Annotated in this window: 21 protein-coding genes and 1 tRNA gene; 13 read left to right on the forward strand and 9 right to left on the reverse strand. The window is 66.9% G+C overall.

What is annotated here, in order from left to right; translation table 11 throughout:
* Positions 1-67 precede the first annotated feature (67 nt).
* From EJE94_RS12805 to EJE94_RS12830, 6 genes are all read left to right on the forward strand, one after another.
* The gene (locus tag EJE94_RS12805; RefSeq protein WP_121242087.1) at positions 68-1,066 is read left to right on the forward strand and encodes a catalase family peroxidase; all 999 of its coding nucleotides are present in this window, start codon (positions 68-70) and stop codon (positions 1,064-1,066) included.
* 197 nt (positions 1,067-1,263) lie between these two features.
* Positions 1,264-1,629: a winged helix-turn-helix domain-containing protein gene (locus EJE94_RS12810; RefSeq protein ID WP_165904840.1), complete on the forward strand. Its 366-nt coding sequence runs from the start codon at positions 1,264-1,266 to the stop codon at positions 1,627-1,629.
* Positions 1,630-1,718: 89 nt separating this feature from the next.
* Complete coding sequence (modA, locus tag EJE94_RS12815) at positions 1,719-2,483, forward strand: molybdate ABC transporter substrate-binding protein (protein ID WP_243642611.1); 765 nt, start codon at positions 1,719-1,721, stop codon at positions 2,481-2,483.
* Positions 2,484-2,487: 4 nt separating this feature from the next.
* A complete protein-coding gene (modB, locus tag EJE94_RS12820) occupies positions 2,488-3,168 on the forward strand; it encodes a molybdate ABC transporter permease subunit (RefSeq protein ID WP_121242089.1) in 681 nt (226 codons plus the stop codon).
* Positions 3,165-4,247, forward strand: a complete 1,083-nt coding sequence (gene modC, locus EJE94_RS12825; RefSeq protein ID WP_243642612.1) for a molybdenum ABC transporter ATP-binding protein — start codon at positions 3,165-3,167, stop codon at positions 4,245-4,247. Before modB ends, modC begins: the two co-directional genes overlap by 4 nt.
* 46 nt (positions 4,248-4,293) lie before the next feature.
* The gene (locus EJE94_RS12830) at positions 4,294-4,620 is read left to right on the forward strand and encodes a hypothetical protein (RefSeq protein WP_121242093.1); all 327 of its coding nucleotides are present in this window, start codon (positions 4,294-4,296) and stop codon (positions 4,618-4,620) included.
* A gap of 2 nt (positions 4,621-4,622) precedes the next feature.
* On the opposite strand, the gene EJE94_RS12835 is transcribed toward EJE94_RS12830, so the two are convergent.
* Entirely contained in the window at positions 4,623-6,206 is a 1,584-nt protein-coding gene (locus EJE94_RS12835) for a peptide chain release factor 3 (protein WP_121242095.1), read from the reverse strand.
* A 135-nt stretch (positions 6,207-6,341) separates the two neighbouring features.
* Between EJE94_RS12835 and lysS the strand changes: the two genes are divergently transcribed.
* From lysS to EJE94_RS12850, 3 genes are all read left to right on the forward strand, one after another.
* On the forward strand, positions 6,342-7,850 hold the full coding sequence (gene lysS / locus EJE94_RS12840) for a lysine--tRNA ligase (protein ID WP_121242097.1): 1,509 nt from the start codon (positions 6,342-6,344) through the stop codon (positions 7,848-7,850).
* The gene (gene mnmC, locus EJE94_RS12845) at positions 7,847-9,715 is read left to right on the forward strand and encodes a bifunctional tRNA (5-methylaminomethyl-2-thiouridine)(34)-methyltransferase MnmC2/FAD-dependent 5-carboxymethylaminomethyl-2-thiouridine(34) oxidoreductase MnmC1 (protein WP_121242099.1); all 1,869 of its coding nucleotides are present in this window, start codon (positions 7,847-7,849) and stop codon (positions 9,713-9,715) included. Before lysS ends, mnmC begins: the two co-directional genes overlap by 4 nt.
* A gap of 105 nt (positions 9,716-9,820) precedes the next feature.
* The gene (locus tag EJE94_RS12850; RefSeq protein ID WP_207855970.1) at positions 9,821-10,549 is read left to right on the forward strand and encodes an outer membrane lipoprotein; all 729 of its coding nucleotides are present in this window, start codon (positions 9,821-9,823) and stop codon (positions 10,547-10,549) included.
* Between the two features lie 47 nt (positions 10,550-10,596).
* On the opposite strand, the gene EJE94_RS12855 is transcribed toward EJE94_RS12850, so the two are convergent.
* Together EJE94_RS12855 and gltX are read right to left on the reverse strand one after the other, a co-directional pair.
* A complete protein-coding gene (locus EJE94_RS12855; protein ID WP_121242101.1) occupies positions 10,597-11,439 on the reverse strand; it encodes a M48 family metalloprotease in 843 nt (280 codons plus the stop codon).
* A 52-nt stretch (positions 11,440-11,491) separates the two neighbouring features.
* A complete protein-coding gene (gltX, locus tag EJE94_RS12860; RefSeq protein WP_121242103.1) occupies positions 11,492-12,883 on the reverse strand; it encodes a glutamate--tRNA ligase in 1,392 nt (463 codons plus the stop codon).
* 109 nt (positions 12,884-12,992) lie between these two features.
* On the opposite strand from gltX, the gene EJE94_RS12865 reads away from it, so the two are divergent.
* Positions 12,993-13,067: transfer RNA gene (locus EJE94_RS12865), tRNA-Val, on the forward strand.
* A gap of 462 nt (positions 13,068-13,529) precedes the next feature.
* Entirely contained in the window at positions 13,530-13,940 is a 411-nt protein-coding gene (locus EJE94_RS12870) for a tetratricopeptide repeat protein (protein WP_121242105.1), read from the forward strand.
* Positions 13,941-14,037: 97 nt separating this feature from the next.
* On the opposite strand, the gene EJE94_RS12875 is transcribed toward EJE94_RS12870, so the two are convergent.
* Together EJE94_RS12875 and uvrA are read right to left on the reverse strand one after the other, a co-directional pair.
* On the reverse strand, positions 14,038-14,376 hold the full coding sequence (locus EJE94_RS12875) for a hypothetical protein (protein ID WP_121242107.1): 339 nt from the start codon (positions 14,374-14,376) through the stop codon (positions 14,038-14,040).
* Positions 14,373-17,255: an excinuclease ABC subunit UvrA gene (gene uvrA, locus EJE94_RS12880; protein ID WP_121242109.1), complete on the reverse strand. Its 2,883-nt coding sequence runs from the start codon at positions 17,253-17,255 to the stop codon at positions 14,373-14,375. Before uvrA ends, EJE94_RS12875 begins: the two co-directional genes overlap by 4 nt.
* A gap of 92 nt (positions 17,256-17,347) precedes the next feature.
* Here uvrA and EJE94_RS12885 point away from each other — a divergent pair, with 92 nt between their 5' ends.
* Together EJE94_RS12885 and ssb are read left to right on the forward strand one after the other, a co-directional pair.
* Positions 17,348-18,532 carry an MFS transporter gene (locus EJE94_RS12885; protein ID WP_243642613.1) on the forward strand — a complete coding sequence of 395 codons (1,185 nt, stop codon included), beginning with the start codon at positions 17,348-17,350 and terminating at the stop codon, positions 18,530-18,532.
* Between the two features lie 24 nt (positions 18,533-18,556).
* A complete protein-coding gene (ssb, locus tag EJE94_RS12890; RefSeq protein ID WP_121242112.1) occupies positions 18,557-19,024 on the forward strand; it encodes a single-stranded DNA-binding protein in 468 nt (155 codons plus the stop codon).
* A 48-nt stretch (positions 19,025-19,072) separates the two neighbouring features.
* Here the strand turns inward: ssb and EJE94_RS12895 are convergent, their stop codons facing one another.
* Genes EJE94_RS12895 through EJE94_RS12910 form a run of 4 tightly spaced genes read right to left on the reverse strand, consistent with a single transcriptional unit; the run spans position 19,073 to position 23,910 of the window.
* The gene (locus EJE94_RS12895) at positions 19,073-20,053 is read right to left on the reverse strand and encodes a 2-hydroxyacid dehydrogenase (protein WP_121242257.1); all 981 of its coding nucleotides are present in this window, start codon (positions 20,051-20,053) and stop codon (positions 19,073-19,075) included.
* 8 nt (positions 20,054-20,061) lie between these two features.
* Positions 20,062-21,234, reverse strand: a complete 1,173-nt coding sequence (locus EJE94_RS14775; protein ID WP_121242114.1) for a YjbE family putative metal transport protein — start codon at positions 21,232-21,234, stop codon at positions 20,062-20,064.
* Between the two features lie 31 nt (positions 21,235-21,265).
* Positions 21,266-23,272 (reverse strand): TRAP transporter large permease, encoded by a 2,007-nt coding sequence (locus tag EJE94_RS12905; RefSeq protein ID WP_243642614.1) that lies wholly within the window; start codon positions 23,270-23,272, stop codon positions 21,266-21,268.
* Positions 23,269-23,910: a TRAP transporter small permease subunit gene (locus EJE94_RS12910; RefSeq protein ID WP_121242116.1), complete on the reverse strand. Its 642-nt coding sequence runs from the start codon at positions 23,908-23,910 to the stop codon at positions 23,269-23,271. The genes EJE94_RS12905 and EJE94_RS12910 overlap by 4 nt, the downstream gene beginning before the upstream one ends.
* Between the last annotated feature and the right edge of the window lie 54 nt (positions 23,911-23,964).

A 23,964-nucleotide genomic window follows, 5' to 3' on the forward strand; every position in this document is an offset into this window, starting at 1 on the left:
AATAAATACGGGGCCCGTTCCGTATACGCTGTTAGCACCCCCCCCCACAACAACGAGAGGAATCAACATGCAGAACAATCGAAAGAGCTGGCTGCTGGCCGGCGCGCTGGTGCTGGGCTCGCCGCTGACCATGGCGGCCGACGGCGAGGTGGCCGCCGACCAGGTGGTGGCGGCCATCGAGGGCACCTTCGGCGTGACGCCGGGCGAACGCCGCAACCACATCAAGGGCACCTGCGCCGTGGGCGAGTTCGTCGGCACGACCGAGGGCGCCGCCTATTCGAGCTCCAAGCTGTTTTCGGGCAAGCCGGTCCCGGTCGTCGCGCGCTTTTCGCTTTCCGGCGGCAACCCCAAGGCGCCCGACACGGCGAAGAGCGGCCGCGGCATGGCCCTGCAGTTCAAGCTGCCCGACGGCGGCCTGCAGCACATGACGATGCTCAACACGCCCATATTCGGCGCGGCGCAACCGCGGACCTTTCTCGACCTGATGATCGCCACCAAGCCCGACCCGGCCACCGGCAAACCCGATCCCGAGAAGATCAAGGCCTTCAAGGCCAGCCATCCCGACAACCTGGCGCAGGCGGACTTCCTCGCCAACAACAACCCGCCGACGAGCTACGCCAACAGCGCGTACTGGGGCATCCACACATTCAAGTTCATCGACCGGGCGAAGAAGACCACCCCGGTGCGCTGGCGTTTCGTGCCGCAGGACGGCGAGAAGCGCCTGTCGGACGATGAACTGAAGTCGTCGCCCCCGAATTTCCTCGAGCAGGCCCTGATCGAACGCGCCAAGCACGGGCCGGTCCGCTGGAACATGATGCTGACCATCGGCGTCGCGGGCGACACGGAGGACAATCCCACGGTGACGTGGCCCGAGGGCCGCAAGCAGGTGAACGCCGGCACCCTGACGATTTCCTCCGCCTCGCCGCAGAAGGGGGCGGAATGCGAGAAGATCAACTTCGATCCCCTCGTCATGGCCGACGGCATCGCCCCGACCAACGACCCGATCCTGCTGTTCCGTTCGCCCGCTTACGCCGTCTCGTTCGCCAAGCGTCTCGGCGAAAAGTAACGGACCCGCCTCCGCGCAAATGCGTCGATGCCGTTGGCGCACGTCCGGCCAATGGCATCGTTTGCTTGGTCCGGCGAAAACGACGGCCCGAGATTCCCCATTGGCGCCGCCGTGCCGCCCGCTGCGTCATGAATGGCTGCGCCTGGTCGCATGGAGACGGCTTTCCGCAAAGCGACCGCTTCCGGTAAATTGACGAGATGAAATCCCCACGGAATTCCGCCGGTCCCGTCGTCATCATTCGCCCCCGGCTGCAACTCGGCGCAACAGCTGCTATCGGCCCCGGCAAGATCGAACTGCTCCGCGCCATCGGCGAACTTCAGTCCATCAGCGCAGCGGCCAAGGCGATGGCCCTCACCTACAAGCGTGCCTGGCTGCTGGTGGCTACCCTCAATCAAGGCCTGGGACGCCCCGTGGTCGAAACCGCCAAGGGCGGCAAAGGCGGGGGCGGGGCCAGCCTGACGGAGCTGGGGATTCAACTCGTGCGACGCTACGACGCACTCGAAGCCCGCATCAACAAGGCTGCGGGCAAAGAACTCATGGCGCTGGAAAACCTGATCAAGTAATCGCGCTTCGATAGGACATTATTGTCATTACGGATGACACGTTATAGCATTCGAGACATATCGTGCATTTCGCACCATCCGTGGAGACCATGACGAAGATGTGCCGCGCAAGAACGCGCCTCGCATGCCTCGCAAGCGGATTGCTGACGACCTTTGCCGCCCATGCCGATGACGTCAGCGTCGCCGTCGCCGCCAACTTCACCGCCCCGATGAATGCGATCGCCGCCGAATTCGCCAGGGACACCGGCCACCAGGCCAAACTCTCCTTCGGTTCCTCGGGCAAGTTCTACGCCCAGATCAGGAACGGCGCGCCGTTCCAGGTTTTCCTGTCGGCCGATGACGAGACGCCGGCCAGGCTCGAACAGGAAGGAGCGACGGCCCCGGGATCGCGTTTCACCTACGCCATCGGCAGCCTGGTCCTGTGGTCGAGCGCCCCGAACCTCGTCGATGCCAGGGGCGAGGTTCTGCGGCGCGGCGGCTTCGACAAGCTGGCCATCGCCAACCCGAAGCTGGCGCCCTACGGCAGGGCTGCCGTCGAAGTCCTGACCGCGATGAATCTGCTCGATGCCGTGAGCGGCAAGTTCGTGCAGGGCGAGAACATCGGCCAGACCCACCAGTTCGTCATGAGCGGCAATGCCGATCTCGGCTTCGTCGCCCTGTCCCAGGTCATGAAGGACGGCAAGGTAACGGGTGGATCGGCCTGGATCGTCCCGGACACGATGCATGCGCCGATCCGTCAGGATGCGGTCGTCCTGACGTCGGGCAAGGACAATCCGGCAGCGGCGGCATTGATGAACTACCTGAAGGGCGACAAGGCCCGGGCGATCATCAAGTCCTACGGTTATCGCTTCTGACGCGATGGGATTCCCGGCGACCGATCTGGGGGCAATCTGGCTGACGCTGCGACTGGCGGCCGCCACCACGGTTCTGCTGTTCGTCATCGGCACGCCCATCGCCTGGTGGCTGGCCAATACGCGCTCGTGGTGGAAGGCGCCGCTCGGCGCCGTGGTAGCCATGCCCCTGGTGCTGCCGCCGACCGTGCTGGGCTTCTACCTGCTGGTGGCGATGGGGCCGCACGGACCGATCGGCCAGCTGACGCAATTCATCGGCCTCGGCTTGCTGCCGTTCACCTTCTGGGGCCTCGTCGTGGGGTCGGTGATCTACTCCATGCCCTTCGTGGTGCAGCCGATCCAGAATGCCATCGAGTCCGTCGGGTCGCGCCCGCTGGAAGTCGCGGCCACCCTGCGCGCCGGGCCATGGGACGCCTTCTGGACGGTGCTGGTGCCGCTGGCGCGATCCGGATTCATCACCGCGGGCATCCTCGGCTTCGCCCACACCGTCGGCGAGTTCGGCCTGGTGCTGATGATCGGCGGCAACATCCCCGAGGTGACGCGCGTCGTGTCGGTGCAGATCTACGACCACGTCGAGGCCCTGGAGTATGTCGAGGCGCACTGGCTGGCCGGATCGATGGTGCTGTTCTCCTTCCTGACCCTGCTCGCGCTCCATGTCTTCAACCCGACATGGCGGGGGCGGAAATGAGCAGCCCGGCGGGCATCCGCGCCCGCTTCAAGCTGGACTACCCCGGCTTCGCCTTCGACGTCGACCTCGAGCTGCCGGGACGCGGCGTGACCGCCGTCTTCGGCCCCTCGGGGTCGGGCAAGACCACGCTCCTGCGCTGCGTCGCCGGGCTGCTGCGGGTGCCCGCGGGGCACCTCACGGTAAATGGCGAAACCTGGCAAGAGGGATCGCATTTCCAGCCGACGCATCGACGTCCGCTCGGCTACGTCTTCCAGGAGGCGAGCCTCTTCCCCCATCTGACGGTGCGGGGCAATCTGGATTACGGCATGAAGCGGGTGCCCGTGGCCGAACGCAAGGTGTCGCTGGACCGGGCCATCGGCCTGTTGGGCATCGGTCACCTGCTGGACCGCAAGCCCGAGGGACTGTCCGGCGGCGAGCGCCAGCGCGTCGCGATCGCCCGGGCCTTGCTGACCAGCCCGCGCCTGCTGCTGCTCGACGAGCCCCTGGCGGCACTGGACCTGGCGCGCAAGCAGGAGATCCTGCCCTACCTGGAAAGGCTGCACGACGAACTGGAAATCCCGGTGCTTTACGTCAGCCACGCCCCGGACGAAGTGGCGCGGCTAGCGGATCATCTGGTCGTGCTGGAGGCAGGGGGTGCGGTCGCCGCCGGGCCGATGGTCGAGACGCTGGCGCGACTCGATCTGCCGATCCGTCTCGGCGAGGATGCCGGGGTCGTGCTGGAAGGGACGATCGCCGAGCGCGACGAGCGGTGGCAACTGGCGCGGGTGGATTGCTCCGGTACCGACTTCTGGGTTAGAGAAGGTGGCCACGCACCAGGCCATGCGGTGCGGGTGCGCATCCTCGCCCGGGATGTCAGCATCGCCCTGAACCGGGCGACGGATTCCAGCATCCTCAACATCATTCCCGCCGAAGTCATCGAGCTGCGGGAGGAAGCCCACCCGGCGCAGGTGCTGGTCAAGCTCAAGCTCGGCGCGACGCCGGTGCTGGCGCGGGTGACGCGGCGGTCGGTGGATGCGCTCGGCCTCGTACCGGGCCGCCAGGTTTATGCCCAAATCAAGGCTGTGGCGCTGATAGCTTGAGCCGGAGAACACGCAGACATCCGCCGAAGGCGACATAATTGGCGCTATGGCCGCCCCCGCAACGACCGCAATCCCCAACCGGGCCGAGACGCTCAAGGTCCTTCGGCTCATGGGCGGCGATAAGCCGATCCTGATGCTGCCCGGCGACGCGGATGGCTATGGCACTCGCTGGACCCTCGACGGGCAACAGGTGCAGCCAGCGATCGCCACATACCTCATGAAAGCCGACTTCATTGCCGACTCCGGCCCGACCGAGTTCGGTGCCAGAAAGCTTGCCTTGACCACCGACGGCACCCGATTCCGCAACGACGGCGTTCTTTGGTGGGCCGGACTCAGCCTTCTGCAAAGGCTGAAAATCATGATCCTCGGTTGATCTCAGTGGACTTCGCGCGTCTCCGAGAACTGGACATTCGGGAAGCGTTCCTGCGCCAGCTGCAGATTGACGCGGCTTGATGCGAGGTACACGCGATCGCCGGCGCCGTCGGTGCCGACGTTGTTCGGATAGAGGTCGGAGAGCTTGCGGAAATCCTCGTCCGAACACTTGATCCAGCGCGCGGTGTTGATGGGGCAGGATTCGAAGACGGCATCGACGTCGTATTCGTCCTTCAGACGGTAGGCCACCACGTCGAACTGCAGGGTGCCGACGGCGCCGAGGATCAACTCGTTTGAAACGCTCGGCCGGAACAATTGCGTCGCGCCCTCCTCCGCCAACTGCTGCAGGCCCTTCTGCAACTGCTTCATTTTCAGCGGATTGCGCAGGATGGCGCGCTGGAAGAACTCCGGCGCGAACGAGGGGATGCCGGTGAAGCGCAGGTTCTCGCCCTCGGTGAAGGTCTCGCCCAGCCGGATGGTGCCGTGGTTGGGGATGCCGATGATGTCGCCGGCATAGGCCTCGTCGGTGGTGCTGCGGTCGCGGGCCATGAAGGTGATGGCGTTGTTGATGGCGAGGGTCTTGCCGCCGGCCACCTGCTTCACCTTCATGCCGCGCTCGAAGCGGCCCGAGCAAACGCGCAGGAAAGCGATGCGGTCGCGGTGCTTCGGGTCCATGTTGGCCTGGATCTTGAAGACGAAACCGGAGAACTTCTCCTCGTGCGGATCGACCTGGCGAGTCTCCGTGGCGCGCGCCAGCGGCGTCGGCGACATGTCGACCACGGCATCGAGCAGCGAACGCACGCCGAAGTTGTTCACCGCCGAGCCGAAGAATACCGGGCACTGCTTGCCGGAGAGATAGGCGTCGCGATCGAAGCTGTGCGAAGCGCCGCGCACCAGCTCGACGTCGAGGCGCAGCTCGTCGGCCTGGCTGCCGAGCAGCTCGTCGAGGCGCGGGTTGTCGAGGCCTTGGATCACCTCGGAGGTCGCACCCTTTTCGGAAGGCTGAGTCGGATCGAAGAAGGCGATGGTGTCCTCGACCAAGTGATAGACGCCGCGGAAGCCCTTGCCCATGCCGATCGGCCAGGTGATGGGCGCACACTGGATCTTCAGCACGTCCTCGATCTCGTCGAGCAGGTCGACCGGCGAGCGGCCCTCGCGGTCGAGCTTGTTGATGAAGGTGAGGATGGGCGTGTCGCGCAGGCGGCAGACGTCGAGCAGCTTGATGGTGCGCTCCTCCACGCCTTTCACCGAGTCGATCACCATCACCGCCGAATCGACGGCGGTCAGCGTGCGGTAGGTGTCCTCCGAGAAATCCTCGTGGCCCGGCGTGTCGAGCAGGTTGATCATGCAGTCGCGGTAGGGGAACTGCATCACCGACGAGGTCACCGAGATGCCGCGCTGCTTCTCCAGCTCCATCCAGTCGGAAGTCGCGTGGCGGCTCGCTTTCCTCGCGCGGACTTCGCCGGCGACCTGGATGGCGCCGCCGAACCACAGCAGCTTTTCGGTCAGCGTGGTCTTGCCGGCATCCGGGTGGGAGATGATGGCGAAGGTGCGGCGGCGGTCGATTTCTTCTCTGAGCGTGGTCACGGCAGGAACGCAATGGGCATGAAGGGGCGCGATTATACGGAAGCCGGGCGCAAGCTTCTTTGCGAACCCTGCCCGGATAGGCGACAATTCGCTGTTTTCCAGACCTTTTTCGCTTCGCCACATACCCAAATCGCCATGAGCACCCAGGATCAAGCCCCCGCCCCGCAACAGGACGAAAACCACATCATCGCCGAGCGCCGCGCCAAGCTCGCCGAATGGCGCAAGAGCGGCCGCGCCTACCCCAATGACTTCTCCCGCGAGAACACTGCTGGCAAGCTCGACGAGGTCTATGGCGAGAAGACGCGCGAGGAACTCGAAGCGAACAAGGTCGAAGTCAAGGTCGCCGGCCGCGTGATGCTCAAGCGCGTGATGGGCAAGGCCAGCTTCGCCACCATCCAGGACCTGTCGGGCCGCATCCAGCTCTACGTCTCCAACGACGGCGTCGGCGCCGAGGTGCATGACGACTTCAAGAAATGGGACCTCGGCGACATCGTCGGTGCGGTCGGCACCCTGTTCAAGACCAAGACCGGCGAGCTCACCGTGCAGTGCTCGGAGATCCGCCTGCTGTCGAAGTGCCTGCGGCCGCTGCCGGAGAAGTTCCACGGCCTGAGCGACCAGGAGGCCAAATACCGCCAACGCTACCTCGACCTCATCACCAACGAGGAATCGCGCTTCACCTTCGTCGCCCGCAGCCGCATGATCGCCTCGATCCGCGGCTACATGACCGCGCACAACTTCCTCGAGGTCGAGACGCCGATGATGCACCCCATCCCCGGCGGCGCCGCGGCCAAGCCCTTCACCACCCACCACAACGCGCTCGACATGGGGCTGTTCCTGCGCATCGCGCCGGAGCTGTATTTGAAGCGTTTGGTGGTCGGCGGCTTCGAGAAGGTGTTCGAGATCAACCGCAACTTCAGGAACGAAGGCCTGTCGCCGCGCCACAACCCCGAGTTCACCATGATGGAGTTCTACGAGGCCTATGCCGAGTACAAGGGCCTGATGAACTTCACCGAGGGCGTGATCCGCCACGCCGCGCGCGAGGCGCTGGGCGCCGAGACCTTCGACTACCAGGGCCGCATCCTCGACCTGTCCAAGCCCTTCCGCCGCATGACCATCGTCGAGGCGATCCACTACCACCACCCGGGCTATGCCGTCGCGCACCTGACCGACGCCGGCTGGGTACGGCAGAAGCTGGGCGAGCTCAAGGTCGATGTCCGTCCCGACGCCGGCCTCGGCACCCTGCAGCTGCTGCTGTTCGAGGAGACCACCGAAGCCGAGCTGTGGGAGCCGACCTTCATCATCGACTACCCGGCCGAGGTCTCGCCGCTGGCGCGTCGCTCCGACACCAACCCGGAGATCACCGAGCGCTTCGAGCTGTTCATCGTCGGCCGCGAGATCGCCAACGGCTTCTCCGAGCTCAACGATCCCGAGGACCAGGCCGCGCGCTTCCTCGATCAGGCCAAGGCCAAGGAAGCCGGCGACGAGGAGGCGATGTTCTACGACGCCGACTACATCCGCGCGCTGGAATTCGGCCTGCCGCCCACCGGCGGCTGCGGCATCGGCATCGACCGCCTGGTGATGCTGCTCACCGACTCGCCGGCCATCCGCGACGTCATCTTGTTTCCCCAGATGCGACCGGAGTGAGCACCACCCCGCTCGTTGCCGCCGAACTCGCGTTCGACGGCAACGGCATTCCCTACGCTCCCGCCTACGGCGACGTATACCACTCCGCCGCCGGCGGACTCCAGCAGGCCCGCCACGTCTTTCTCGGCGGCAACGACCTGCCGGCGCGCTGGGCCGGGCGCGAGCAATTCACCATCCTCGAAACCGGCTTCGGCCTCGGCCTGAATTTCCTCGCCGCCTGGCAGGCCTGGCACGACGATCCGAACCGGCCGACGCGACTGCACTTCGTTTCCGTAGAGAAGCATCCTTTTCGCACCGATGACCTCGCGCGGCTGCATGAAGCGTGGCCGGAACTGGCGCCGCTCGCCGCCGAGCTGCGCACGCAGTGGCCGCTGCTCATGCCCGGCCTGCACCGGCTGCACTTCGGCCCCGTCACGCTGACCCTGGCCTTCGGCGATGCGCTCGAGCTGCTGCCGCAGATCGTCGCCTGCGCCGACGCCTTCTTCCTCGACGGCTTCTCGCCGGCGAAGAATCCAGAGCTCTGGTCCGACGCGGTAATCGCCGAGTTGCGCCGTCTCGCCGCACCCGGCGCGACGCTCGCCACCTGGGCGGTCGCCGGCGACGTGCGGCGCCGTCTCGCCAGTGCCGAGTTTTCTCTCGAGAAGCGGCCGGGGTTCTCCGGCAAACGCCAGATGCTGTCCGGCCGGCTATCCGGCGCCGTCCCGCCGGAGTCGGCGTTTCAGGACCGCCGCGTCGCCGTGATCGGCGCCGGCATCGCCGGCACCGCGATCGCCGAGCGTCTCGCCGCGCGCGCCTTCGAGGTGACGCTCATCGATGCGGCCGCCGGCCCCGCGACAGGCGCCTCGGGCAATCCCGTCGGCATCATCCGCCCCCTGCCATCGCTCGACGACAACCGCCTCTCGCGCTGGCTGCGCGCCGGCTACCTGCACGCGGCGCGCCACCTGTCGGCTTTGCAGGCCGAGGGGCTGCCGCTGCGCTGGTCGCGCTGCGGCGTGCTGCATCTCGCCCGCGATCCGAAACATGAAGAGACCCAGCGCCGTGCCATCGCCGAGCAGGCGCCGCCGGCGGATTTCGCCCGCTTCGTCGAGCGCGACGAGGCCGCACGGCTCGCCGGTTGGCCGGTCGAGGCCGGGGGCTGGTGGTTCCCCGGCGGCGCCTGGATCGCGCCGCCGAGCTTCTGCGCCGCCAATCTCGCCCGCCATCCCGGCCGCGTCGCCACCCGCTTCGGCACGATGGTCGCCGGCATCGAGCGCCAGAACGACGTCTGGCGCTTGCGCGGCGGGAATGGCGATGTCATCGTCGAGGCGGCGCAGGTCGTGCTCGCCGCCGGCGCGCGGGTCGCACGGCTCGTGCCGGAACGAATGCTGCCGGTGTGGCCGGGACGCGGCACGGTATCCCTGCTGCCGGAAGCGGCGACGCCACAACTCGATGTCGTCGCCTGCCGCCTCGGCTATGTCACGCCGGCGGTCGACGGCATCCGCTGCGCCGGCGCAACGATGGCGCGCGACGAGGCGACGGAGCCGCGCATCGACGACCATCTCGAGAACCTGCAGCGGCTCGACATGATCCTCCCCGGCTTCGGCAAGGGGCTCGACCCCGCGCTGCTCGCCGGCCGCACCAGCTTCCGCCCGATGTCACCCGATCGCCTGCCCCTGGCCGGTGCGCTGCCGCCTTCGGCGGACCTGCCCGCCGACGGGCTCCATGTGCTCTCGGGCTTCGGCGCACGCGGTCTGGTCTGGGCAACGCTGGCGGCGGAACTGCTGGCCAGCCGCATTGCCGGCGAGCCGCTGCCGCTCGAGGCCGACCTGGCCGCCGCCAGCGACCCCGCGCGCTTTCAGGCGAAGCCACCGCGGCGCCGTTTGTAACAAACCTCCGCCAGATGTAACACTTCATTGCATCCGTCCTCGTGGCCGGCGCTGGCTCGTTATAGTCCGTGCCAGCCAGGAAACAACTTCTTGAAAGAGGACACCATGGAAAACAATCGCCCCACCCTTCATCCGGCCCTGATGATCGCTGCCGCCTCCGTCACCGCCCTGTCGCTCGCCGGCGTGGGCGTGCTGACCGGCGTGCTCCCCTTCGGCCAGAAGACCGCCGATGCCACCGCCCACCCGCAGCTGGCAGCCATGGCCCAGTCGGCCATGCCGACGCCGGCCGGCATCGCCCCGCCCGCCGCGGCCCCGACGCCGACGGTCGCGGTCAATGTGAATAACGCGCCGGCTCACGTCGCTGCCGCGCCGAAGGCCGCCGCGCCGAAGCCGGTGCGCGTCGCCCGCAACGATTCCGACATCGAGGTATATCGCTCGGAGCGGGCTCCGTCGCAGATCCGCACCGCCGCGCCGATCTACGACCAGGCGCCGCCGATCTGCCGCGATTGCGGCACCATCGAGTCGGTGCGTGAAATCGCCAAGGAAGGCGAAGGCTCCGGCCTCGGTGCCGTCGCCGGCGGCGTGGTCGGCGGCGTGCTCGGCAATCAGGTCGGTAACGGCCGCGGCCGCGATCTCGCCACGGTCGCCGGTGCCATCGGCGGCGCCTTCGCCGGGCACCAGATCGAGAAGTCGCAGAAGAAAGTCGTCGACTACCAGATCACGGTCCGCCTCGAGGATGGCACGACCCGCGTCTTCCACCAGGACACGGCTCCGGCCTGGCGCAGCGGCGACCGCGTGCGCATCGAAAACGGCTCGCTGGCCTCGCGCGCCTGACGCGCAATGCGCGGCCGGCGACGGCCGCGCCGAAGAACAGGCAGCGTTCAGCCCGCAGGAGCGGGTTGAACTTTGAAGGTCCGGCGGCGCGGACCGCAGGCCGCCTGATCGAGCCGGGCGAGCGACTGCCCCAGCTCTTCCAGCCACGTCACCCCACCCACCTTGACGATGACCGCCTCGGCCTCGCCGGCGATGTCGAACACGTCCCATCCCGACTCGGCCAGCAGCGTGAGAGCGATCTCCTCCGCTTCGCGCAATTGATCCGACCGATAGGTGGTACGAAAGGCCGTGGCGCCGAGATAGGAAACAGCCGAAGCGGTCACCGCCGTTCCGGCCGCCGTGGTCGGCAATACGAGCGATAGCCCTTTCACCAGCGCCGCCGCCGGAAACAGCACCTGCGTCAGCACCGAGAACATCACCGTCGCCGCCGAGTTCTCGTCGTGATGGCGGCCGATGACATGGCCCATCTCGCGGGCTATGACATAGGCCAGCACCGAGTCGGGCAAGTGAATGTCATGCGTTCCCTGCAGCACGACGATCATGCCGCCGGCGTTCGAAAGGACGCCGGCCTCGGCGCTGGGCGCCACCTCGAAGCGGAATTTGACGCCGCGTTCCTCAAGATCGGGATAGAGACGCCTGGCCGTCACCACGATTCGTTCCATCAGCTTGCGGATCTGTCGCTGGTATTCGAGTTGCAGGCACTGATCCTCGCTCTGCTCCTCGGTCGGTGGCGACGCCGTCGCCAGTTTCATCTGCAGGTCGACCTCGGAATAGACCTCGCTCACCGACGTGGGCACGACGACCTGCTGGCGGCCGCTCTGCGGCGAGGTGGCCGCGCAGCCGGCCAGCACGCAGGCTGAAACGATGGCGGTAGCGGAGCGCAACGACATGGTGCTTAGGATGTGCCGCGCGCCCGGCGATGTCAATGCGCGCGCCGCCCCCTCAAAGCACGGCGTCGAGCCGGCCCAGCACGTCCTCGCGTCCCAATACCTCGAGCACCGCGTCGATCGCCGGCGACTGCGGCTGGCCGAGCAGGGCCACGCGCAAGGGAATCGCCACCTGCGGCATCTTGAGGCCGGTCGCGGCCAGCGTGTCCTTGAGCACCTGACTGAGCGCGGCGCGCTGCCATTCCGCCGCCGCCAGCCGCCCGCGCAATTCCCGCAGTGCCGCAAGTGCCGGCTCGGTGAAATGCTGGGCCCGCAACTCGGCAGCAGGATGCGTAGCGACGTAGAAGGGGTGCGCGGCGTCGGCGAGTTCGTTGAGCGTGGCGACGCGCTCCTTGTAGAGCGCGGCGACTTGCGCCGGATCGGGATGGTCGCCGACAGTCACGTCCTGTGCCGCCAGGCGCTTGCGGATCTCGCCGGCGAGGCGACCGTCGTCGGCCGCCTTGATGTAGTGGGCGTTGAGCCAGTTGAGCTTCTCGGTGTTGAACTGCGCCGCCGAGGGCGTGATGTGGGCGAGATCGAACCATTGCACGAACTGTTCGCGCGAGAAGACCTCCTCGTCGCCATGCGACCAGCCCAGGCGCGCCAGATAATTGATCACCGCCTCGGGCAGGTAGCCATCCTCGTCGTACTGCATCACCGACACCGCGCCGTGGCGCTTCGACAGCTTCTGGCCGTCGTCGCCGAGGATCATGGAGACGTGGGCGTATTCAGGCACTTCGGCGCCTAGCGCCTTGAGCACGTTGATCTGGCGCGGCGTGTTGTTTACATGGTCGTCGCCGCGGATGACGTGGGTGATCCGCATGTCCCAATCGTCGACCACGACGCAAAAATTATAGGTCGGCGTGCCATCGGCGCGGGCGATGATGAAGTCGTCGAGTTCGTCGTTGGCGAACTCGATGCGGCCCTTGACCAGGTCGTCCCATGCCACGGCACCCTGCTGCGGGTTCTTGAAGCGGACAACCGGCTGCACGCCCGAGGGCGGCGTCGGCAGCGCCTTGCCCGACTCGGGCCGCCAACGCCCGTCGTAGCGCGGCTTTTCACCGCGGGCGCGCTGCGCCTCGCGGATGTGGTCGAGTTCCTCGGGCGACATGTAGCAGTGGTAGGCGCTGCCGGCCGCCAGCATCTGTTCGATCACTTCCTTGTAGCGGTACATCCGCTGCATCTGGTAGAACGGGCCTTCGTCGTGGGCGAGATCGAGCCACTGCATGCCGTCGATGATGGCCTGCACCGCCTCGGGCGTCGAACGCTCGATGTCGGTGTCCTCGATGCGCAGGATGAAGGTGCCGCCGTGGCGACGGGCGTAGGCCCAGGAAAACAGCGCGGTGCGGGCGCCGCCGATGTGGAGATAGCCGGTCGGGCTGGGAGCGAAGCGGGTACGGACCGTCATGACGAAAGGCTGGGTGTAGGGAGACGCGCATTCTACGCGACAGCCCCGGCCGTCAATGGTCGATTTGACGGCCCGCGCTGCCCTGTGGTGTAATGCGCGTCCTTTCGGCGGGCGGTTAGCTCAGCGGTAGAGCACTGCCTTCACACGGCAGGGGTCACTGGTTCGAACCCAGTACCGCCCACCAATTGAACACCCGTAGAAATCGAGGGACTGGGACAACACGGCCTGGTCCCTTTTCATTTTGTACGGGCCATGTCCGGAATACCGAACGGACCGAGGCGACGAAGCTTCAGCGGCGGACTGCCCCGGCGGCGCCCCGGCCTCGTCCGGCCATCAGCCTATTGCGAATTCCAGGGACCTGTCGTTATTTGGCGACACTAGCCGCAAGCGGAATAGTTCGCAATGATGCAACACGCTCTCCGCTAGGCATTCTTCCGACCGCCGGCAGACGAGCCGGTACTCGGCGTTACCGTAGGGCGCTTGTTACAGCCTGTTACAACGCTCCGACGAACTACCGGTAGGTTCGCTCTCTCTATGAACACGTGCAAGCGGATGCGTAGCGGAGGGGCCGCAGGGAACGCCGGAACAAGCCACCGCGCAGCTTCTGGGGACGCCCCGTGATCAAACTCCACCAGGGAGGCAGGACATGACACAAGCCATGATCGACCTACTTGCAATCTGCTGCCAGAACGGCAATCTCGAGATGATGGAAACGGTAGCCCGCAGCATGCTGGCGGCTGTTCCAGACGACATCGTCGCCTGGCAGTTCCTTGGGCTGACCCTCTACATGAAGGGGCGCCCGGACGATGCCATCCGGGTCTTCAGGAGCTTTGCCAAGGTCGCAGCACGTCGCTCCTCCAGATTGGCAACGAGCTGCGAACTCGCCGCGACGGCCAGTTACCACCTGGCCACACAGGCGGGGTCTGGTCTCACAAAAGGCTGGGCGGGAATTGCGAAAATTCTGACGCAGATCGGCTTCAAGCGACACGCCGCCAATGCCCGCAAAGCGGCGCTGTCGGCCGGGGGAATGCCCGATCCGAATCTGATCGGCGACTAGACTGCGCACAGGCGTGGCGGGCCAGAACGCCACGTGTCGCATTCCCCGGATTGCGCAGACACCCTAAAACCGGGGACATTCGCTTAGCGAGCAGGCCTCATGCCCGCTCTCCCCTGTTCGCACTCTCCTCGTAGAGCGCCCGGCCCAGCGCCTTCCAGGCCGGCCCGCCGTGAGTGTGGATGCCCTCGTTGGCGCTCTCGGTCATGACGGTCAACATCAGCTGCGCCAGCCCGAACAACTCGATGCGGGCGCGCGTCTTCGGATCCTTCGAAGTGCATTCGGGATTCTCGCGATCCATGTGGCATTCGATCGCCTCGCGCGCGAGTTGCGCCACCTGCGCCGAATCGTCCCAGTCGATGCCCAACACCAGGCCCCAGCGCGCGATCTCGCGCTCGAGTTGCTGTGCCTGCCCGGCGAAGTCCTCGAATCCGCTCATGCCTTCTTCTTTGTTCGGGCCGGCTTCTTGCCGGAAACTTGTGGTGCCGACATGACGGCTGCCTGACCCAAAGTCGGACCGAGGTAGCGCCCGGTGTAGCTGCCCGCGACCTGCGCCACGGCCTCCGGCGTGCCGGCGGCCAGTATCCGGCCGCCGCCGTCGCCGCCTTCGGGACCGAGGTCGACGACCCAGTCGGCGGTCTTGATGACGTCGAGGTTGTGCTCGATCACCACGATGGTGTTGCCGTGGTCGCGCAGGCGGTGCAGCACGGTAAGCAGCAGCTCGATGTCGGCGAAGTGCAGGCCGGTGGTCGGCTCGTCGAGGATGTAGAGGGTGCGGCCGGTGTCGCGCTTGGACAGTTCCAGCGCCAGCTTGACGCGCTGCGCCTCGCCGCCGGACAGCGTGGTGGCGCTCTGGCCGAGCTGGATGTAGGTGAGGCCGACGTCGATCAGCGTCTGCAGCTTCCTCGCCACCACCGGCACGGCGTCGAAGAACTCGCGCGCCTGCTCGACGGTCATCTGCAGGATCTCGTAGATGGTCTTGCCCTTGTAGCGGATCTCCAGCGTCTCGCGGTTGTAGCGCTTGCCGTGGCAGACGTCGCAGGGCACGTAGATATCGGGCAGGAAGTGCATCTCCACCTTGATCATGCCGTCGCCCTGGCAGGCCTCGCAGCGGCCGCCCTTGACGTTGAAGCTGAAGCGGCCGGGGCCGTAGCCGCGCTCGCGCGAAGCGGGCACGCCGGCGAAGAGCTCACGGATCGGGGTCAGCAGCCCGGTGTAGGTGGCCGGGTTGGAGCGCGGCGTGCGACCGATCGGCGACTGGTCGACGTTGATGACCTTGTCGAAGAACTCCAGCCCCTCGATGCCGGTGTGCGCCGCCGGTTCCAGCGACGAACCGTAAAGATGGCGCGCGCACAGGGCATAGAGGGTGTCGTTGATCAGCGTGCTCTTGCCCGAGCCGGAGACGCCGGTGATGCAGGAAAACAGGCCGACGGGAATCTCGAGGTCGACGTGCTTGAGGTTGTTGCCGGTGGCGCCGAGGATTTTCAGCTGGCGCGCCGCATCGACCGGCGTGCGCTTGCGCGGCACCTCGATGCGGCGGCGGCCCGAAAGATAGGCGCCGGTCAGCGATTCGGGGTTGGCCTCGACCTCGGCCGGCGTGCCCTCGGCGACGATGCGCCCGCCGTGCTCGCCGGCGCCCGGCCCCATGTCGACGACGTAGTCGGCGGCCTCGATGGCCTCCTGGTCGTGCTCGACGACGATGACGGTGTTGCCGATGTCGCGCAGCCGCTTCAGCGTTTCCAGCAGCCGCGTGTTGTCGCGCTGGTGCAGGCCGATGCTCGGCTCGTCGAGCACGTACATGACGCCGGTGAGGCCCGAGCCGATCTGCGAGGCGAGGCGGATGCGCTGCGCCTCGCCGCCCGAGAGCGTCTCGGCCGAGCGGTCGAGCGAGAGGTAGTCGAGGCCGACGTTGATGAGGAAGGACAGCCGTGCGGTGATTTCCTTGACGATCTTCTCCGCCACCTGGGCCTTGTGGCCTTCCATCTGCAGCAGGTTGAAGAAGTCGCGGCAGTTGATCAGCGACAGGTGGCTGATTTCCGAGATCGTCTTGGCGCCGATGAAGACGTGGCGCGCCTCGCGCCGCAGGCGGGTGCCGGCGCACTCGGGGCAGGGCATGGCGTTGAGATACTTCGCCAGCTCCTCGCGCACCATCACCGAGTCCGTCTCGCGGTAGCGCCGCTCGAGGCTGGGCACGATGCCCTCGAAGGCGTGCGCGCGCTCGAAGCGCGTGCCCTTCTCGTTGAGGTACTTGAAGCGGATCTCCTCGCGGCCCGAGCCCTGCAGCACGATGTCCTGCACGTTTTGCGGCAGGTTCTCGAAGGGCACACTGGTGTCGAAGCCGTAATGCCCGGCCAGCGACTCGATCATCTGGAAGTAGAACTGGTTGCGGCGGTCCCAGCCCTTGATGGCGCCGGCGGCGAGCGAAAGGTGCGGGTAGGCCACCACACGCGCCGGGTCGAAGAACTGGATGCTGCCGAGGCCGTCGCACCTGGGGCAGGCGCCCATCGGGTTGTTGAAGGAGAACAGGCGCGGTTCCAGTTCCTGCAGGGCGTAGGAACAGACCGGACAGGCGAACTTGGACGAGAACAGGTGCTCGCCACCGCTGTCCATCTCGACGGCCAGCGCACGCCCCTCGGCGTGGGTCAGCGCGGTCTCGAAACTCTCGGCCAGGCGCTGGCGCGCGTCGGCGCGGACCTTGAGGCGATCGACCACGACGTCGATGGAATGCTTGGAGGTCTTGGCCAGCTTGGGCAGGTTGTCGATGTCGTAGACCTTGCCGTCCACGCGCAGGCGCACGAAGCCCTGCGCCTTGAGCTCGGAGAACAGGTCGAGCTGCTCGCCCTTGCGGTTGGCGATCACCGGCGCGAGGATCATCAGCTTGGTGTCCTCGGGCAGGGCCAGCACATGATCGACCATCTGCGACACGCTTTGCGCCGCCAGCGGCTGGTCGTGCTCGGGGCAGTGCGGCGTGCCGGCGCGGGCATAGAGCAGGCGCAGATAGTCGTGGATCTCGGTGACGGTGCCGACGGTCGAACGCGGGTTGTGGCTGGTCGCCTTCTGCTCGATGGAAATGGCCGGGGAGAGGCCCTCAATCAGGTCGACGTCGGGCTTCTCCATCAATTGCAGGAACTGGCGGGCGTAGGCCGAGAGCGACTCGACATAGCGGCGCTGGCCCTCGGCGTAGAGCGTGTCGAAGGCCAGCGAGCTCTTGCCCGAGCCCGACAGGCCGGTGATCACCGTGAGCTTGTTGCGCGGCAGGTCCAGGTTGATGTTCTTGAGATTGTGCGTTCTGGCGCCGCGAATCTTGATCTCTTCCATGGGGCGGGAATGGCCTGCAGGTGGGGTTGGGCGACCTGCTAATATACGCGACCCGTTTTTCCAAAGCCATCCGGCCCCGCCTCCCCACCCCCATGCGTTCCCCCAGCTCGGACCCGATGAGCCCCGCCGAGCGCCGTGCCGGCGCTTCGCTCGCCGCCATCTTCGGCCTGCGCATGCTGGGGCTGTTCCTGATCCTGCCCGTCTTTGCCGTCGGCGCCAGGGAACTCGCCGGTGGCGACAACCTGACGCTGGTCGGCATCGCGCTGGGCGCCTACGGCCTGACCCAGGCGCTGTTCCAGATTCCCTTCGGCGCGGCCTCCGACCGCTGGGGCAGGAAGCCCGTGATCGTCGCCGGCCTGCTGATGTTCGCCGTCGGCAGCGCCGTCGCCGCGCTGGCCCAGGACATGCCGACGATGATCGCCGGCCGCGTGCTGCAGGGCGCCGGCGCCATCTCGGCGGCGGTGACCGCGCTGGCCGCCGACCTCACGCGCGAGCACCACCGCACCAAGGTCATGGCGATGATCGGATCCTCCATCGGCCTGGTCTTCGCCGGCTCGCTGGTGGCCGCGCCGCTGCTCTACGCGGCCGTCGGTCTCGCCGGCATCTTCTGGCTCACCGGCCTGCTGTCGCTGGCCGCCATCGGGCTGGTGCTGTTCGTGGTCCCGGCGGCCCCGCCCGTGCCGCGCGCCATCGGCGGCATGGGGCAGGTGCTGCGGGACGGCCAGCTGATGCGGCTCAACATCGGCGTCTTCGCCCTGCACGTGATGCAGACGGCGATGTGGGTCACCGTGCCGGCGGCGCTCGCCGCCAGCGGCGGCCTGGCGACGGCCGAGCACTGGAAGGTCTACCTGCCGGCGGTGCTGGTGTCCTTCGTCATCATGGTGCCGGCGATCATCGTGGCCGAGAAGCGCAATGCCATGAAGCCGATCTTCCTTGCCGCCATCGCGCTGCTGCTGCTGGTGCAGCTCGGACTGCATTTTTACGGGGCCGGCCTGTGGCCGCTGGCGTTGTGGCTGACGCTGTTCTTCGTCGCCTTCAACGTGCTCGAGGCGACGCAACCGTCGTGGATTTCGCGTATCGCGCCGCCGCACGCAAAGGGAACGGCGCTGGGCATTTACAATACCCTGCAGTCGCTCGGCCTGTTTCTCGGCGGCGCGCTCGGCGGCTGGCTGGCGCAGCACCATGGCGCGAGCGCGGTCAGCCTGTTCTGCGCGGGCTTGGCCTTGGTGTGGCTGGTGGCATCGGCGGGGCTGGTCGCGCCGAAGCGGCGAACATGATGGATTCCTGGAGGAGGGACGGCAATGGCATCGGTGAATAAGGTGATTCTGGTGGGTAATCTGGGCAAGGACCCGGAAGTGCGTTACATGCCGAATGGCGAAGCGGTGACCAACGTCACCATCGCGACCACGGACACCTGGAAGGACAAGGGCAGCGGCGAGAAGAAGGAGGCCACCGAGTGGCACCGCGTCGTCTTCTTCCGCAAACTGGCCGAGATCGCCGGCCAGTACCTGAAGAAGGGCTCGCAGGTCTACATCGAGGGCTCGCTGAAGACGCGCAAATGGCAGGGCCAGGACGGCCAGGACCGCTACACCACGGAGATCGTCGCCGACACCATGCAGATGCTCGGTCGTCGCGAAGGCATGGGCGGTGGCGACACGCCCGCGCGCGAGACCGGCGGCAGCCGTGGCACGCCGGCACAGGGCGGCAAGCCGGCGGCACAGCCCGCGGGTTCCAACTTCAACGACTTCGAGGACGACATTCCGTTCTGACCGGCCGCCGTAGCCGGAAACGATTGGGCGGTCACCCGGATCGGGCGCTCAACCGCGCCAGACCTCCGGATTGAGCAGATTGGGCGGGCGCCGCCCCTGCAGTGCCGCGATCAGGTTGTCGGCCGCCAGCCTGGCCATGGCCAGGCGCGTGGCGCGGGTCGACGAGCCGATGTGGGGCGTCAGCACCACGTTGTCGAGGCCGAGGAAGCGCGGATCGAGCGCGGGTTCGTTCTCGAACACGTCCATGGCGGCACCGGCGATGCGCCTGCCCTGCAGCGCATCGATCAGCGCGCCGTCGTCGACGATGCCGCCGCGGGCGACGTTGATGAGATGGGCCGTCGGCTTCATCGCCGCCAGCTCCGCCGCACCGACGATGTGATGCACAGCCGGTGAATAGGGCAGCAGCAGCACGAGGAAATCGGCCTCGCGCAACAGTTCCTCCTTGCTCACCCAGTTAGCCTTGCAGGCCTGTTCGTCCGCGGCGGGGAGCGGATGGCGGTTATGGTAGATCACGCGCATCTCGAAGCCGGCCGCGCGCCGGGCCACGGCCTGGCCGATGCGCCCCATGCCGAGGATGCCCAGCGTCGCATGGTGCACGTCGGTTCCGAGCCAGTCGTCATGGAATTTCCAGCCCTGCCACTGGCCGGCACGGACCCATTTGTCGGCGCCGACGATGCGGCGAGCCGAGGCCAGGATCAGCGCCCAGGCGGTGTCCGCCGTCGTGTCGTTGAGCACCCCCGGCGTGTTGGTGGCCATCACGCCGGCCGCGGTGATCGCGGCCAGGTCGAAATTGTTGTGGCCGACGGCGACGTTGCACACGGCCTTGAGCGCGGGAGCGGCGGCCAGCGTCGCGGCGTCGATGCGGTCGGACAGCAGCGTCAGCGCACCGACCTTGTCGGCAAGCCGCGCGGCCAGTTCGGCGGGCGGCAGCGGCGCATCGCGATCGTTGTAGTCGACGTCGAATTGCGCGGCGAGGTGCTCGATCACCTCGGGAAATACCGCGCGGCACACCAGTATCTTCGGCTTCATGGCCAACCCTATCTGACAAGGATCACCGGCACGTCGCTGTGCTGGAGCACGCCCTTGGCCACCGAGCCGAGCAGCAGGTCGGCCACCGCCGAGCGGCCGTGGGTGCACATCAGTATCTGGCCGATGCCGTGCTCGCGCGCGAAGTGGGCGATGGCCTCGGCGGCGAGGTCGCCGACTACGGCGTGGTGCCGGTAGGGCACGCCGGCGCGATCGAGCCGCGCCCGCGCCTCGGCCAGCTCCTTCTCGCTCTCGTCGCGGAAGAACCCTCTGACGTCCTCGGCTGCGACGAACTGGCCGACGTCCTTGTGCAGCGAGCGTTGCACATTGAGGAGGTGGATCTCGAGCGGCTCGCGGTACCAGGCGCGCAGTTCGAGCAGGCGCTCGACGGCGCGCAGCGACGCGGCCGAACCGTCGATCGGCAGTAACAGTTTGTGCATGCTTGTCTCCTTCGCGGCGCCTGCCGCCGCTTCCGCCTCGGCGACTTCCGCCAGCGGCCGCTTCTCCTCGCCCGCCTCGGCGCGGAACGCAAGGAACTTGCCGACGGCCACCACCACCACGGCGCAGCCCACCGGTGCGGCGGTGAGCAGCCAGTGGGCATCACTCTTGACCCAGTCGGCGACCAGCGGGTCATGCACCGCCATCTCGCCGGCGACCCAGCCGAGCAGCGCCGCGCCGGCCGTGATGATGACAGGGTAGCGTTCCATCACCTTGAGCAGGATGGTGCTGGTGAAGATCACCAGCGGGATGCTGACGGCGAGGCCGATCACCAGCAGCAGGATGCTGCCCTTGGCCGCCGCGGCGATGGCGATGATGTTGTCGACGCTCATCACCAGATCGGCGAGCAGGATGGTGCGTATCGCCGCACCGAGGCTGCCCGTGACCATGCCCTCGCCCGAGCTTTCCTCCTCCGGCAGCAGCAGCTGCACGGCGATCCACAGCAACATCAGGGCGCCGACGAGTTTGAGCGCCGGCAGCTTGAGCAGGGCAACGGCGACCACCGTCAGCGTCACCCGCATCGCGACAGCGGCGAAGGTTCCCCAGAAGATCGCGACCCGCTGCTGCTGTTGCGGCAGCGAGCGGGTGGCCAGGGCAATCACCACCGCATTGTCGCCCGAGAGGACGATGTCGGCGCCGATGATCTGCAGCAATGCCACCCAGAAGGCGGGCGAGCCGAATTCCATCAGGCCTCCGTAAGTGCCGCCCTTTGCCGCATCACTTGTACAACACCTGCGGCAGCCACAGGCCGATGCCCGGGAACATATAGAGCAGTGCCAGCGCGAGCACCTGGATGGCCATGAAGGGCATCATGCCGGCGAAGATCTGGTTCAGCGTCACATGCGGCGGCGCCACACCCTTGAGGTAGAAGGCCGCCATGGCCACCGGCGGCGAGAGGAATGCCGTCTGCAGGTTGAGCGCCACCAGCAGTCCGAAGAACAGCGGGTCGATATGGAAATGCGACAGCAGCGGGATGAAGATCGGCATGAAGATGACGATGATCTCCGTCCATTCCAGCGGCCAGCCGAGGATGAAGATGATGAACTGGCTGAGCAGCATGAACTGCACAGGCGTCATTTCCAGCGAAAGCACCCACTGCTCCACCAGCGCCTGGCCGCCGAGCAGGGCGAAGGCTGCCGAGAAGATCGACGAACCGACGAACAGCCAGCACACCATCGCCGAGGTCTTGGCGGTGAGGAAGACCGATTCCCTGACCACGCCCAGATTGAGCCGCCTGTAGGCCGCGGCGAGGATGAAGCCGCCCGCCGCACCGACCGCGGCCGCCTCCGTCGGCGTCGCCAGGCCGAGCACGATCGAGCCGAGCACGGCGAGGATCATCAGCGCCAGGGGGAAGAAGGAGCTGAGCAGCATCTTGAAGATTTCGAGCCGGACGAAGGTGAAGATCGCGTAAAAGCCGGCGAGCAGCGCGGTTCCGACGCCGAGGGTGATCCAGAACCAGGCGGGTGCCGGGCGGGCTTCGCCTTCGACCGCCGGCTTCGCCGCAGTTTCGGCCTTGGCCGTCGTAGCCGGTGCGGGCGTCGCGGCCGCGGCACCCGGCGGTTCCTGCACGCCCCGGGCCGGAGGTTCCTTCACGCCGTCGGTCTGGGGTGGCTCCTGCACACCTTCCGCCTTCGGTTCCTCCACGCCCTCCGCTTTCGGCTCGCTGACCCCTTCCGCCTTGGGTTCCTCCAGGCCGCCGGGCCCTGACGAAGAATCGGCTTCCTGTACCAGGCCCATCTCCTGCAGCCCGCTGGTGTCGTCGACGACGACCGGTGCCGTCACCCCGCGGTAGCCGAGCGCCATGACCGCGACGAAGGCCAGGGCCGGCAACAAGGTGACGAAGAGCTGCCGCAGGATCTCCGCGGTTGCCACGCCATGGTTGCGCGAGCCCTTCAGCGCGCCCAGCAGGCCCGGCAGCGCGCGATGGCTGATGCATTCGCGCAGCTTGGCGGTCGACGCCGGCAGGTCGATGTGCCGCTCCGCCATCGGCATCGGCGGCGCCAGCTCCGGCTTGATCTTGGCCACGATCATCACGTAGAGGATGTACAGGCCGGCCAGCATGATGCCGGGGAAGAAGGCGCCGGCATAGAGCTGCACCACCGAGACGCCGGCGGTCGCACCATAGACGATGAGCATCACCGACGGCGGGATCAGGATGCCGAGGCAGCCGCCCGCGGTGATCGCACCGGCCGAGAGGCGGATATCGTAGCCCGAGCGCAGCATGGCCGGCAGGGCGAGCAGGCCCATCAGCGTCACCACCGCACCGACGATGCCGGTGGCGGTGGCGAAGATGGCACAGGTCACCAGCGTCGCCACCGCCAGCGAGCCGGGCACGCGGGCAAGAGCCAGCTCGAGCGAGCGGAACAGCCTGGAGATCAGGTTGGCGCGCTCGACCAGATAGCCCATGAAGACGAAGAGCGGGATGGAAATCAGCACGTCGTTGGTCATCACCGCGTAGGCGCGCTGCACCATGAGGTCGAGCGTCTGCAGCACCGCGAGGTCGGGATTGACGCTGCGGTAGGCGAGCCAGGCGAAGAACACGCCCATGCCCATCAGCGTGAAGGCGGTGGGGAAGCCGAGCATGATCGCCACGACCACCAGCGCGAGCATGAGTAGGCCGAGGTGACCGTTGCTCATGTTTCCCCACGGCATGAAGACGGCGACGGGGACGAGGATCGCCACCATCAGGATGAGGCCGAACCACAGTTCCTTCCTCACTTTCATTTGGCGGCCCCTTCGTTGTCATGGGCGGTTTCCTGCTGCACCACGTACTTGTCGAGCGCCGCGATGTCCTCGTCCTTCACTTGCACCATGGCCTTGAGCTTGTCGACATCGACTTCCTCGACGTCCTGCTCGCGCGAGGGCCACGCCCCGGTCTTGAGACAGACGACGCAACGCATGATCTCGACGATCCCCTGCAACATCAGGAAGAAGCCGGCGACCGGCACGACGAACTTGAAGGGATAGAGCGGCAGCGGCTCGGGGCTGAAGGTCTGCTCGCGGATCGCCCACGAATCGGCGCCGTACCACCAGCCGGCATAGGTGAGGCCGAAGATGCCCGGCAGGAAGAAGACGCCGTAGAGCACGATGTCGATCGCGGCCTGGGTGCGCGGCTCGAAAAAGCCGTAGAGCACGTCGCCACGGACGTGTCCCTCCTTGGAGAGCGTATAGGCCCCCGCCATCATGAACAGGATGCCGTAGAGCATGATCTGGGCATCGAGCACCCAGGCATGGGGAGTATTCAGGGCGTAGCGGGAGAACACCTCCCAGCTGATGAGCGCGGTGAGGGCGACGATGGCCCAACCGAAGAACTGGCCGACGAAGGTACTCACCCTGTCGACGAAGAGCATGAGTTTCTGCATGGAAACCTCGGCGAATGACACCGCCCGGCATCGCCGGGCGGTTGCTGCGAGCGT

The organism is Sulfurisoma sediminicola, assembly GCF_003865015.1.
GTDB classification, from domain to species: Bacteria; Pseudomonadota; Gammaproteobacteria; order Burkholderiales; family Rhodocyclaceae; genus Sulfurisoma; species Sulfurisoma sediminicola.